Annotated in this window: 11 protein-coding genes and 1 rRNA gene; 10 read left to right on the top strand and 2 right to left on the bottom strand. The window is 73.7% G+C overall.

Translation table 11 applies throughout. The annotated features are described in order from the left end of the window. Positions 1 to 173: 173 nt before the first annotated feature. Both rrf and IRQ30_RS22710 read left to right on the top strand, forming a co-directional pair. Positions 174 to 290 (top strand): 5S ribosomal RNA (rrf, locus tag IRQ30_RS22715). A gap of 182 nt (positions 291 to 472) precedes the next feature. Continuing rightward, positions 473 to 847, top strand: coding sequence for a single-stranded DNA-binding protein (locus tag IRQ30_RS22710; protein ID WP_193608040.1), 375 nt, complete (start codon positions 473 to 475; stop codon positions 845 to 847). Here the strand turns inward: IRQ30_RS22710 and IRQ30_RS22705 are convergent. Continuing rightward, positions 822 to 1,946, bottom strand: coding sequence for a DUF1015 family protein (locus IRQ30_RS22705; RefSeq protein WP_193615099.1), 1,125 nt, complete (start codon positions 1,944 to 1,946; stop codon positions 822 to 824). The genes IRQ30_RS22710 and IRQ30_RS22705 overlap by 26 nt on opposite strands. 61 nt (positions 1,947 to 2,007) lie before the next feature. On the opposite strand from IRQ30_RS22705, the gene IRQ30_RS22700 reads away from it, so the two are divergent. From IRQ30_RS22700 to IRQ30_RS22675, 6 genes are read left to right on the top strand one after another with little or no spacing between them, the layout of a single operon-like run. Further along, entirely contained in the window at positions 2,008 to 3,003 is a 996-nt protein-coding gene (locus IRQ30_RS22700; RefSeq protein WP_193615098.1) for an HAD-IIA family hydrolase, read from the top strand. Positions 3,004 to 3,051: 48 nt separating this feature from the next. Next, entirely contained in the window at positions 3,052 to 3,303 is a 252-nt protein-coding gene (locus IRQ30_RS22695) for a hypothetical protein (protein WP_193615097.1), read from the top strand. Positions 3,304 to 3,311: 8 nt separating this feature from the next. After that, complete coding sequence (locus IRQ30_RS22690) at positions 3,312 to 4,160, top strand: TlyA family RNA methyltransferase (protein ID WP_193615096.1); 849 nt, start codon at positions 3,312 to 3,314, stop codon at positions 4,158 to 4,160. Further along, complete coding sequence (locus IRQ30_RS22685) at positions 4,157 to 5,104, top strand: NAD kinase (protein ID WP_193608045.1); 948 nt, start codon at positions 4,157 to 4,159, stop codon at positions 5,102 to 5,104. The genes IRQ30_RS22690 and IRQ30_RS22685 overlap by 4 nt, the downstream gene beginning before the upstream one ends. Beyond that, a complete protein-coding gene (recN, locus tag IRQ30_RS22680) occupies positions 5,101 to 6,849 on the top strand; it encodes a DNA repair protein RecN (protein ID WP_193615095.1) in 1,749 nt (582 codons plus the stop codon). The genes IRQ30_RS22685 and recN overlap by 4 nt, the downstream gene beginning before the upstream one ends. Before the next feature lie 30 nt (positions 6,850 to 6,879). Continuing rightward, the gene (locus IRQ30_RS22675; protein ID WP_193608047.1) at positions 6,880 to 8,574 is read left to right on the top strand and encodes a CTP synthase; all 1,695 of its coding nucleotides are present in this window, start codon (positions 6,880 to 6,882) and stop codon (positions 8,572 to 8,574) included. Between the two features lie 12 nt (positions 8,575 to 8,586). Here the strand turns inward: IRQ30_RS22675 and pepN are convergent, their stop codons facing one another. Then, a complete protein-coding gene (gene pepN / locus IRQ30_RS22670) occupies positions 8,587 to 11,031 on the bottom strand; it encodes an aminopeptidase N (protein WP_193615094.1) in 2,445 nt (814 codons plus the stop codon). 23 nt (positions 11,032 to 11,054) lie between these two features. On the opposite strand from pepN, the gene IRQ30_RS22665 reads away from it, so the two are divergent. Continuing rightward, positions 11,055 to 11,678, top strand: a complete 624-nt coding sequence (locus IRQ30_RS22665; protein WP_193615093.1) for an NUDIX domain-containing protein — start codon at positions 11,055 to 11,057, stop codon at positions 11,676 to 11,678. 49 nt (positions 11,679 to 11,727) lie between these two features. Beyond that, the coding region (locus IRQ30_RS22660; protein ID WP_420827622.1) for an alanine dehydrogenase at positions 11,728 to 12,188 on the top strand (461 nt) is incomplete at its 3' end.

Here is a 12,188-nt window from a genome sequence, read left to right as displayed (position 1 = left end):
CCGACCGGTACTAATAGGCCGAGGGCTTGCCCCACAAACCCTCAACCAAAACCACAAGACACCCTGCGTGTTCGCGTCCACTACAAGACCACCCCACCCGTGGTCACCACCACCCCCCCCTTCATGGGAGGTGGTCTGGTGACACCCACACGGGCATACTGGGGTCATAGAGTTACGGCGGCCATAGCGGCAGGGAAACACCCGGACCCATCCCGAACCCGGAAGTTAAGCCTGCCAGCGCCAATGGTACTGCAACCGAGAGGCTGTGGGAGAGTAGGACGCCGCCGGACAAACACCTCAGCAGGGCCATCCATTCGTGGGTGGCCCTGCTGCATTTGCGTGCCCTTTCGGCGATGGGTGGGCCGCTTCGTGCACACAGCTGGCCCGTACGGCAGCCCTCGTCCCCAAGGGCCGCGCGCTCCGGCGCGCGCCGTCCACGCGGGCCGCGAGGCTGCTCGTGGAGGTGATGCGCATGTCAGCGCAGACGACAGAGGGCGACGTGGAGATCGCCAACGAGGTCCGGCTGGTCGGGAGGGTCTCCCAGGAGCCGGAGCACAAGGAGCTGCCCAGCGGGGACACCCTCTGGGTGTTCCGCCTGGTGGTGCCGCGCACGCCGGCCGCGTCGCGCCCTCACCAGACGGTGGACGCGCTGGAGTGCTGCGCCTGGAGCGGGCGCGCCAAGCGCTCCGTGGCCGGATGGCACGCCGGCGACCTGGTGTCGGTCGAGGGCAGCCTGAGGCGACGGTTCTTCCGGGCGGGCGGCTCGGCGGCGTCCCGCGTCGAGGTGGAGGTCAGCGCCGGGCGGCTCGTCCGGCGCGCCGTCACTCCTCGCGAAGGGAGCGGATGAGGACGCCGAGGCTCGGCTTGGGCTGGAAGGAGGTGGCCTTCTCCGGCAGCAGTCGGTCCTCGCGCACGATCCGCAGCACCCGGTCGACCAGGGGCGCCGGCATCAGCACCGCGACTCCCGTGTCGGGAGCGACCTGCGCCAGCGCCTCCTCGGCCGTGTGGTGGTAGCGGATGCCGTGAGGCCCGTAGGGCAGCGCCGGGATCAGCTGGTCGTGCAGGAGCTGGACGGCGGTGCGGTCCGGCGGCACCGCGAGCGAGACGACCGCCCAGCGGTCGGAGTCGGTCACCACCAGGTGGTCGGGGTCCAGGGCGGCGACGGCGGCGCTCGCGCTGGTCTCGTCCACGCCCATGCCGGCCTCGAGCGCGGCGGCCACGACGTCGTCGACGGACGTGCCGGTGAGCACCCGGTGGATGGCCCCCAGGAAGAGGGGGGTCGCCTCCTGGTCGACGAGCATGGCCAGGCCGTAGTCGCTGCCGGTGCCGGGGTGGCGCAGGTGCTGGCGCAGGTAGGCGGCGTAGCGGTGGTGCCCGTCGGCGATCAGCGCGGTCTCGTCGGCGAGCAGGGCGGCGATCGCCGCCAGCTCCTCTCGGGCGCGGATCGGCCAGATCCGGTGCTGCTGGTGGTTGCGGTCGACGAAGTCGTGCTCCGGCTGGCGCTCCTGCACCCCGGCCAGGAGGGCGCGCAGCGGGGCCGGGCCCCGGTGGACCAGGAGGATCGGCGCCGGGTTCAGCTGCATCTCCGACATCCGGTCGGCCAGGTCGTCGGCCTGGGCCGGGTAGATCCCCTCGTGGGGCAGGATCGCGCGCTCCTCGGCCCGGCTGGCCCGTCGCGACACGTCGAGCAGCCCGACGAGCCCGCGGATGGTGATGCCGCCGGCGGTGTACTCGTGCAGGTACAGCGCGGGCTCGGCGTCCTGGGTCATCTGGCCCTGGCTGCGCCACCGCTCGAGCCGCGTGGAGACGTCGCGGTAGGGACGTGCGAAGGCACGCGCCGAGCTGGGCGCCCCGATGCGTGACGGGGCCAGCATCATCGCGCGGAACGGCAACAGCCGCAGGGGACCCCCGACGTAGGGAGGGGTGACCACGGCGCTGGAGTCCATCGGGGCATCGTAGGGTGCCCGCACCAGCCCACGTGCCAGCCCACCGTGCCAGGAGGCACCCATGCTCGGCGAGTCCGACACCGACCTGTCCACTGCCTACGACCTGGCGATGCTGGACCTCGACGGTGTCGTCTACATCGGCGGCGAGGCCGTCCCGGGGGCTCCCGCCCACCTCGACGCGGTGCGCGAGGCCGGCATGCGGCTCGCCTTCGTCACCAACAACGCCGCTCGCCCGCCGGCGGCCGTGGCGACCCACCTGCGCGAGCTGGGCGTCACCGCCGATCCCGACGACGTCGTGACCTCGGCGCAGGCCGCCGCCCGGGTACTCGTGGAGCGTCTCGGGGCGGGAGCCCGGGTCGTCCTGCTCGGGGCCGCGGGGCTCGAGGAGGCGCTGGCGGCCGAGGGCCTGGTCGCCACCGACGTCGAGGACGAGGACGCCCAGGCGCTCGTGACCGGCTACGGGCCCGAGGTGCGGTGGCGCCACATCATGCGTGCCGCGGTGCGCGTGCGCGACGGCCTGTGGTGGGTCGCGAGCAACGCCGACTACACGATCCCGACCGCGTACGGCGTCGCCCCGGGCCACGGCGTGCTCGTCGAGACGCTGGCCCGCTTCACCGGCGTGGACCCGGTCGTGGCGGGCAAGCCCCAGCGCCCGCTGCTGGACGAGACCGTGCGCCGGGTCGGCGGGCGACGCCCCCTGATGGTCGGCGACCGACTCGACACCGACATCGAGGGCGCCCGCAACGCCGGGGTCGACTCCCTCCTGGTGCTGACCGGGGTCAGCGGGCTCGCCGAGCTCGTCGCGGCCGGCGAGCACGAGCGTCCGACGTACCTCGCGCGCGACCTGGCCGGTCTGCTGCGTCCCCACGAGGCGCCCACCGGGTCCGAGGGCGGCTGGGAGCTCGGCGGGTGGCGGGCGGCCGTCGTCGACGACCACCTCGAGGTGACCGGGTCCGGCGACGCCGAGGCCTGGTGGGCCGTCGTGGCCACCGCCGCGTGGGCTCACGTGGACGCCGGGGGAGCGGTGCCGGGCACCGACGGGCTCACCGCACCGTGAGCGTGCCGCTGGGCGGGGCCGGCTCGTCGCCCCGGTAGCCTCGGACCCATGACGCTGGAGCCGGACCCCGGAGCCCTCGAGGACCACGACGACCTCGGCGAGCCCGCCTCGGACCCCGCCTCGGACCCCGTCCCGGACGAGGAGCGCGTGCGGACCGGCGAGGAGCGGGTCGACTCCGTCGTGGCCGCGATCGAGCAGCTGCGCGACCGCCCGGTGGACGAGCACGTCGCCGCGTTCGAGCAGGCGCACGACGAGCTGCGTCGCGCCCTCGACGACGTGCCGCCGCAAGACCCGGCCTAGGCCTCGGCATGCCACCGCGCCGACTGCGACTCGACGCCGAGCTGGTGCGCCGAGGGCTGGCCCGCAGCCGCGAGCACGCCAGCGAGCTGATCGCCGGAGGCCGCGTGAAGGTGTCCGGCGCCGTCGCCGGCAAGCCCGCCACCGGCGTCACGACCGACGTCGCGATCCTGGTGGTCGCCGATCCCGACCGCCCCGACTACGCCTCCCGCGGAGGGCACAAGCTCGCCGGCGCCCTTGCGGCGTTCGGTCCGCGCGGCCTGGTCGTCGAGGGCCGTCGGTGCCTCGACGCCGGCGCGTCGACCGGCGGGTTCACCGACGTCCTGCTCCGGGCCGGGGCCGCCCAGGTCGTGGCGGTCGACGTCGGCTACGGCCAGCTGGTGTGGCGCCTGCAGAACGACGAGCGGGTCGTCGTCCACGACCGCACGAACGTGCGCGAGCTGACCCCGGAGCTGATCGGCGGCCCGGTGGACCTGGTCGTGGGTGACCTGTCCTTCATCTCGTTGCCGCTGGTGCTGGAAGCGCTCGTGGGGGTCACCCGTCCCGACGGCGACCTGGCGCTCATGGTCAAGCCGCAGTTCGAGGTCGGCAAGGACCGGATCCCCAAGGGCGGCGTGGTGCGCGACCCGGGGCTGCGCGCCGAGGCCGTGATCGGGGTGGCCACGGCCGCCGCCGCCCGCGGGTGGGGTGCCGTGCAGGTGGCGACCAGCCCGCTCCCGGGACCCTCCGGCAACGTGGAGTTCTTCCTGTGGCTGCGGCGCGGGCCGGCCACCCTCACCGACGACGACATCCACGCGTGCGTGCGGCAGGACGCGTCGTCGGCTGCTCCGGGGGTGCCGGGTGAGAGGGTGGACCCGTGACCGACCAGCCCCCCGTGAGACGTGTCCTCGTGCTCGCCCACACCGGGCGGGACGCGGCCCGCGAGGTCGCCCGTGACTTCTGCAAGGGCCTGACCGGCCACGGCATCGTGGTGCGCCTGCTGGCCGGCGAGGCCGCCGACCTCGAGCTCGACCCCGACGACTACGAGCCGCGCATCGAGCTCACCGAGTCCGAGAGCGACGCCAGCCGCGACTGCGAGCTGACGCTGGTGATCGGCGGGGACGGCTCCATCCTGCGGGCGGTGGAGCTGACCTACGCCAGCCGGACGCCGGTGCTGGGGGTCAACCTCGGCCACGTCGGGTTCCTCGCCGAGGCCGAGCAGGACGACGTCGACTCGACGCTCGCCGCGATCGTCGCGCGCGACTACGCCACCGAGGACCGGATGACGCTCGACGTCCGGGTCTACCGCGACGGCGAGCTCGTCACGACCACCTTCGCGGTCAACGAGGCCAGCGTCGAGAAGGCCGCGCGGCAGCGGATGCTCGAGGTCGTCCTCGGCATCGACGGCCGCCCGCTCTCACGCTGGGGCTGCGACGGCGTCGTCTGCGCGACGCCCACCGGGTCGACCGCCTACAACTTCAGCGCCGGAGGACCCATCGTCTGGCCCAGCGTCGAGGCCATGTGCATCGTGCCGCTGAGCGCGCACGCCCTGTTCTCCCGCCCGATGGTGGTCGCGCCGACCTCGGTCATCGCGATCGAGGTCCTGGCCCGCACCGACGGCGCCGGCGTGCTGTGGTGCGACGGACGCCGCACCGTCGACCTGCCCCCGGGCGCCCGCATCGAGGTGCGTCGCGGCACCCAGCCGGTGCGGCTGGTGCGGCTGCACGAGGCGCCGTTCACCGACCGGCTGGTGGCGAAGTTCGGTCTCCCGGTCGAGGGCTGGCGCGGCAACGCCGAGCGCCGCCGTCGAGGTGACGACACGTGATCGAGGAGATCCGGATCGGGTCGCTGGGCGTCATCGACGCCTCCGCGCTCGAGCTCGGCCCCGGGCTCACGGTCATCACCGGCGAGACCGGCGCCGGCAAGACCATGATCGTCACCGCCCTGGGGCTGCTCCTGGGCGGGCGGGCCGACACCGGCGCCGTCCGCACCGGCGCCAAGACCGCGCGGGTCGAGGGGGTCGTCACCGTCAGCGACGTCCGCGGCCTGGCCGAGGCGGTCGAGCAGGCCGGGGGAGTCGTCGAGGACGACCGTGTCGTGCTCGCCCGCAACGTCTCCGCCGAGGGCCGCTCCCGCGCGTTCGTCGGCGGCGCCAGCGTGCCGGTGGCGACGCTCTCCGACGTGGCGCAGCCGCTGGTGGCCGTCCACGGGCAGTCCGACCAGCACCGCCTGCTCCAGGCGCGCGCGCAGCGCGAGGCCCTCGACCGGTTCGGGGCCGCCAAGCTGGCCAAGGCCGCCAGCGCCTACGCCGCGCTGCACGAGCGCCTCGAGTCCGTCGAGGCCGAGCTGGTCGAGGTCGTCGCGACCGCCCGCGAGCGGGCGCGCGAGGCCGACCTGCTGCGCTTCGGGCTCGAGGAGGTCGAGGCCGTCTCCCCGGAGCCCGGCGAGGACGCCGTGCTCGCCGCCGAGGAGTCCCGGCTCGGGTTCGCCGACACGCTGCGGGCCGCCGCCGAGACCGCCCGCGAGGCGCTGAGCAGCGAGCAGGAGGCGCCCGACGCCCTCGCCACGACGTCGGCCGCCCGGCTCGCCCTCGACGGCGTTCGCGAGCACGACGCGGAGGCCGGCGACCTCGCCGACCGGCTGGCGGAGGTCACCTACCTGCTCTCCGACGTCGCCGCCGACGTGGCGTCCTACGCCTCGCGCATCGACACCGACCCCACGCGGCTGGCCTCGGTCTCCGAGCGGCGTGCGGCGCTGACGGCGCTCACCCGCAAGTACGGCGACACCGTCGACGAGGTCCTCGCCTGGGCCAAGGAGTCCTCCGCGCGGCTGCTCGACCTGGACTCCACCGACGAGCGCATCTCGACGCTCAAGGCCGAGCGGGAGACGCTGCGCGCCGGCCTCGCCACGGCCGGCGGTGCCCTCTCGCAGGTGCGCCAGGACGCCGCCCGTCGGCTCGCCAAGCTGGTCAGCCAGGAGCTGACCCTGCTGGCCATGCCCGACGCGCAGCTCACCGTCGCCGTGACCCAGACCGAGGCCGAGCCCGCCGAGGGGCGGCGGGCGCCGCTCCGGGTCGGCGACCGGTGGCTGCGCTACGCCGCCCACGGCATCGACGAGGTCGAGCTGCTGCTGGCGGCCAACACCGGCTCCGAGCCCCGGCCGCTCGGCAAGGGTGCCTCGGGCGGCGAGCTGTCGCGGGTCATGCTCGCGATCGAGGTCGCGCTCGCGGGCACCAGCCCGGTACCGACGTTCGTCTTCGACGAGGTCGACGCCGGCGTCGGCGGGGCCGCGGCCGTGGAGGTCGGACGCCGGCTGGCCCAGCTCGCGCAGACCGCCCAGGTGCTGGTCGTGACCCACCTGCCGCAGGTCGCCGCCTACGCCGACCGCCACGTCGTGGTCGAGAAGTCCAGCGACGGCTCGGTGACCAGCTCGGGTCTCACGGTGCTCGACGACGCCGCCCGCGAGCGCGAGCTGTCGCGGATGCTGGCCGGCCTCACCGACTCCGACACCGCGCTGGCCCATGCCCGCGAGCTGCTCGACGTGGCCCAGTCGGCGCGTGGACGCAGGTAGTTCGCGGTTTCTGGGATAGCCTGGTCATCCGTGAAGAGCCCCACGCCCACCAAGCACGTATTCGTCACCGGAGGCGTCGCCTCCTCGCTCGGCAAGGGCCTCACGGCTTCGAGCCTCGGTCGCCTGCTCCGCTCGCGCGGCCTGCGCGTCACCATGCAGAAGCTCGACCCCTACCTCAACGTCGACCCCGGGACGATGAACCCGTTCCAGCACGGCGAGGTGTTCGTCACCAACGACGGCGCCGAGACCGACCTGGACATCGGTCACTACGAGCGCTTCCTGGACACCGACCTGGGCCAGATCGCCAACGTCACCACGGGGCAGGTCTACTCCAGCGTCATCGCCAAGGAGCGCCGCGGCGACTACCTCGGCGACACCGTCCAGGTGATCCCGCACATCACCAACGAGATCAAGGACCGCGTCCTGGCCATGGGGCTGGGCACCGGCGACCAGGCCGTCGACGTGGTGATCACCGAGGTCGGCGGCACCGTCGGCGACATCGAGTCGCTGCCCTTCCTCGAGGCCGCGCGCCAGGTCCGCCACGACATCGGCCGCGACAACTGCTTCTTCCTCCACGTCTCGCTGGTGCCCTACATCGGCCCGTCGGGCGAGCTGAAGACCAAGCCGACCCAGCACTCCGTCGCCGCGCTGCGCCAGGTCGGCATCCAGCCCGACGCGATCGTGTGCCGCGCCGACCGCGAGCTGCCGTCGTCGATCAAGAAGAAGATCTCGATGATGTGCGACGTCGACGAGGAGGCCGTGGTCACCGCCGCCGACGCCCCCTCGATCTACGACATCCCCAAGGTCCTGCACCGCGAGGGCCTCGACGCCTACGTCGTGCGACGTCTCGACCTGCCGTTCCGCGACGTCGACTGGACGCTGTGGGACGACCTCCTCCGCCGGGTGCACCACCCCAAGGAGGACGTGACCATCGCGCTGGTCGGCAAGTACATCGACCTGCCCGACGCCTACCTCTCGGTCGCCGAGGCGCTGCGCGCGGGCGGCTTCGCGCACGAGGCGAAGGTGCACCTGCGCTGGGTCGCCTCCGACGAGTGCGAGACGCCGGCCGGCGCCCACAAGCACCTGCACGACGTCGACGCCGTCTGCGTGCCCGGAGGCTTCGGCGTCCGCGGCATCGAGGGAAAGCTCGGCGCGCTGACGTTCGCGCGCACCCACGGCATCCCGACGCTCGGCCTGTGCCTGGGCCTGCAGTGCATGGTCATCGAGTACGCCCGGTCCGTGGCCGGCCTCTCGAAGGCCGCCTCGACCGAGTTCGACCCCCAGTGCCCCGAGCCGGTCATCGCGACGATGGAGGAGCAGAAGTCGATCGTCGACGGCGCCGGCGACCTCGGCGGCACCATGCGCCTGGGGCTCTACCCCGCCGAGCTCGCCGCCGGCACGGTCGTGCGCGAGGCCTACGGCGAGGCCTCCATCCAGGAGCGCCACCGCCACCGCTACGAGGTCAACAACGCCTACCGCGACCAGCTTCAGGAAGCCGGGCTGGTCTTCTCCGGCACCAACACCGACCTCGGCCTGGTGGAGTTCGTCGAGCTGCCCCGCGAGGTGCACCCCTACTACGTCTCGACCCAGGCGCACCCCGAGCTGCGCTCGCGCCCGACCCGGCCCCACCCGCTCTTCGCGGGCCTGGTGGGTGCGGCCATCGAGCGCCAGAAGGAGCTCCGCTTCCCGATCGACGAGAGCACCCTGCGCCGCGACGGGGAGTGACCGTCGGCCGGCTCAGCGCTCCTTCGCGCGCTGCATGCGCGCGAGAGTGTCCCAGCCGGTGAGGATGGTGGAGCGGACGGCGGGCAGGACGTCGGGGGACTGGGCGACCGAGCGGCCTCGCTCCAGGGTCCGGGCGTCTGCGAGTGAGGGCAGCAGCGCGCGCATGAGCGACATCAGGTCGAGCATGCCGCCGCCGCTGAGCCTCTCGGCCTCGTCGAGGTACCGGTCGACGTAGGGGAGCAGGATCTCGGTCTGCCCGGGCTGCCAGAACTGCCGTCCGAGCTCGTAGACGGCCCGGCCGGCCGGGACCGAGCGCTTCTCGAAGAGCTCCGCCCAGACCCGGGCCTTCGCCTCCGGGTCGGGCCGAGCCGCCGTGACGCCGAGGGCGGAGATCGCCGACTCCGGGTTCGGGTCCCGCTCGAGGAGGGCGGCGACGGCGCCCTCGTCGTCGATGCCCAGGGCGGCGCGGCGCACCAGCAGCCGCCAGGCCAGGTCGACGTCGTCGGCGGCCGCCTCCTCGAGGAGCGCCAGGTGCTCGTCGGTGGTGGCCGACACCGCGAGCGTGCGCAGCGCCGGCCGGCGGTGCTCCGGGTCGCCGACGAGCCGGGCGGAGGCGGCGGCCAGCCGCTCCTGGGCGGCGGCGACGCCGGCGTCCGGGGTGAACCGCTCGGCGGCCTGCCGCGCCAGCGACAGCAACGGCTCGACCAGGGCCGGCGAGGACTCGCGCTCCAGCAGCGCGAGCACGCAGTCGAGGAGCTCGGCGGTGGCGAGCTCGCCCTTGACCAGCCGGTCCCAGGCGGTGGTGACCGCCAGCGCGCGGGCCAGCGCCGTCGGCAGCGCCGGGGCGGCCTCGAGCAGCGCGCGGGTCTGCGCGTCGCCGGCACGGGAGGCCGCGAAGGTGAGGTCGCCGTCGTTGACGACCACCAGGTCGGCGTCCGGGAGCGTGACGGTCGCGCCGCCGTCAGTGACCTCCACCGGCACCGAGGCGACCAGGCGCAGGACCTCGCCCTCGCGCACGTAGCAGCCGATGTCCAGGCGGTGCGGGCGCGGGGGCTCGCCGTCGGGGCCCGCTGCCTCGAGCCGGCCGTCGACCAGGGTGAGGGTGTCGGTGCCGGCGCGGTCGAGCCAGTCGCGGGTCCAGCCGGACAGGTCGCGACCGGAGGCCGCGCCGATCGCGTCCATCAGGTCGTCGAGGGTGGTGTTGGCGTAGGCGTGGTCGCGGAAGTAGCTGCGCAGCCCCTCGAAGAACGCCTCCTCACCGGCGTAGGCGACGAGCTGGCGCAGGACCGCCTGGCCCTTGAGGTAGGTGATGTCGTCGAAGTTGGCGGTCGCCGACGCGACGTCGTCGACCGCCGAGCGGATCGGGTGGCTGCCCGGACCCATGTCGGCGCGGTAGCCGAGGATCTCGTACTTGACCAGGAAGACCGCCCACGCGTCGTCGAAGTCGGTCGCGGACTCGAGCGCCCAGTCGGCGGCCCACGACGCGAAGGCCTCGTTGAGCCAGAGGTCGTCCCACCAGCGCATCGTCACCAGGTCGCCGAACCACTGGTGCGCCATCTCGTGCAGCAGCACGTTGGCGACGTCGATCCGCTCCAGGTACGTCGGCGGCGTCACGGGCACCATGCTGTCGCCCCAGGTGACGCAGCCCCAGTTCTCCATCGCGCCGCCCATGTTGGGGACGAACACGTGGTCGTAGCGGCGCTGGGGGAACGGCGTGCCGAACGCCTCGGCGAAGAACGCCAGACCCTGGGCGGTGACCGTGAAGAGCTCCTCGGCCTCGCGCTCGTAGACCGCCCTGAGCGACTGCCGGCAGTAGATGCCGAGGTCGTGTCCGCCGCGCTCGCTGCGCTGCTCGTGGAACGGGCCGGCGTTGACGACCACGACGTACGTCGACAGCGGCGGGGTGTCGGGGAAGCGCCAGGTGCGACCGCCGGCGACCTCGACGGCTTCCTCGACGGCGTCCGGGCCGCAGTTGGAGAGCACCGTCCACGACTCGGGGGCGTGGACGGTGAAGGCGTGCGGCGCCTTGAGGTCGGGCTGGTCGAAGCAGGCCCAGGCACGGCGCGCCTCGTCGGGCTCGAACGAGGTCCAGAAGTAGACGAGCCCGTCGCTGGGGTCGACGGTGCGCAGCATGCCGGCGCCGCTGCGCGTGTCGGACTGGGACGCGGAGACCACCAGGACGTTGCGCTCCGCGAGCCCGGGCAGCGGGATCCGCCCGCCGCTCGCGGAGGACGCGTCCAGCTCGACGCCGTTGAGCGTCGCGCTGAGCACGTCCGCGACGCAGTCGACGAAGGTCGTCGCCCCGGGCTCGCGGCAGGTGAACGTCACGGTCGAGGTCGACGCGAGCACCTCGCCCTCGAGCAGCCCGCGCAGGTCGACCTCGATGTCGTAGCGCTCCACCGCGATCAGGGCCGCCCGCTCGGCAGCCTCCTGCATGGTCAGGCTCGTCGGTCCCATTCCTGCACGGTAGCGTCCGAGGCATGCCCACGGACCCCCACGGCGCGACCTCCCTGCTCGGCGACCGCGAGGAGACGTGGCCCGTCGTGGCCACGCGCGACCTGCACCGCGACGACTGGGTCGTCGCGCTGCGACGCGACGAGATCCGGCTGCCGGGCAGCGAGGAGGGCCCCACCTTCGGCCGGGTGGTGCTCGAGCACCCGGGAGCGGTCGTGGTGCTCGCGGTCGACGACGAGGAGCGGGTCTTGGTGCTGCTGCAGTACCGCCACCCGGGCCGGCACCGCTTCGTCGAGCTGCCCGCCGGGCTCATCGACAAGGTGGGGGAGGCGCCGGTCGAGGTCGCGCGCCGCGAGCTGCGCGAGGAGGCGGCCCTCGAGGCCGCGGACTGGGCCGACCTCGGCACGGCGTACTCCTCGCCCGGCATCTCCGACGAGCTCATCCACTACTTCGTCGCCCGAGGCCTGACCGAGGTCGACCGCGACTTCGAGCCCGACCACGAGGAGGCGGACATGGAGGCGCACTGGGTGCCGTTCGCCGAGCTGTACGACGCCGTGCTGACCGGCCGGGCCCGCGACGCCCCGCTGGCACTGGCAGTCCTCCTCGCGCACGCGCGCGGCCTGGCCGGCGACGCCCGCGGCGGGCGATAGTGTCGCCGCGTGGCGCCCTCGCGCCCCGTCCCCGGAGAAGGAGCTGCAGGTGAAGGTCGGCGTCCCGAAGGAAGTCAAGAACCGTGAGTACCGCGTGGCCATGACCCCGGTCGGGGTGCATGAGCTGACCGCGCACGGTCACGAGGTCGTGGTGGAGCGGGGCGCCGGGGTGGGTTCCTCGATCACGGACGACGCCTACGTCGCTGCGGGCGCCACGATCCTGGACTCGGCGGACGAGGTGTGGGGCTCGGCGGAGATGGTGGTCAAGGTCAAGGAGCCGGTCGCGGAGGAGTACCACCGGCTGCGGGAGGACCTGACGCTGTTCACCTACCTGCACCTGGCCGCGGACAAGCCGCTGACCGAGGCGCTGCTGGCCAGCAGGATCACGGCGATCGCCTACGAGACGGTGCAGCTGCCCTCGGGTGGGCTGCCGTTGCTGTACCCGATGTCGGAGGTCGCGGGGTGTCTGGCGCCGCAGGTCGGTGCGCACTCGCTGTTGAAGGCCCAGGG

The organism is Nocardioides lijunqiniae (assembly GCF_015024225.1).
In the GTDB taxonomy this organism is placed as follows: domain Bacteria; phylum Actinomycetota; class Actinomycetes; order Propionibacteriales; family Nocardioidaceae; genus Nocardioides; species Nocardioides lijunqiniae.
The sequence above is the reverse complement of the archived record's forward strand: the minus strand, read 5'-3'. Positions and strand labels throughout refer to the sequence as shown.

Bases quoted from the DNA above. Each gene is read 5' to 3' on its own strand.
- IRQ30_RS22710 (WP_193608040.1), top strand. From the start codon at position 473: ATGTCAGCGCAGACGACAGAGGGCGACGTGGAGATCGCCAACGAGGTC.
- IRQ30_RS22705 (WP_193615099.1), bottom strand. From the start codon at position 1,946: ATGGACTCCAGCGCCGTGGTCACCCCTCCCTACGTCGGGGGTCCCCTG.
- IRQ30_RS22700 (WP_193615098.1), top strand. From the start codon at position 2,008: ATGCTCGGCGAGTCCGACACCGACCTGTCCACTGCCTACGACCTGGCG.
- IRQ30_RS22695 (WP_193615097.1), top strand. From the start codon at position 3,052: ATGACGCTGGAGCCGGACCCCGGAGCCCTCGAGGACCACGACGACCTC.
- IRQ30_RS22690 (WP_193615096.1), top strand. From the start codon at position 3,312: ATGCCACCGCGCCGACTGCGACTCGACGCCGAGCTGGTGCGCCGAGGG.
- pepN (WP_193615094.1), bottom strand. From the start codon at position 11,031: ATGGGACCGACGAGCCTGACCATGCAGGAGGCTGCCGAGCGGGCGGCC.
- IRQ30_RS22665 (WP_193615093.1), top strand. From the start codon at position 11,055: ATGCCCACGGACCCCCACGGCGCGACCTCCCTGCTCGGCGACCGCGAG.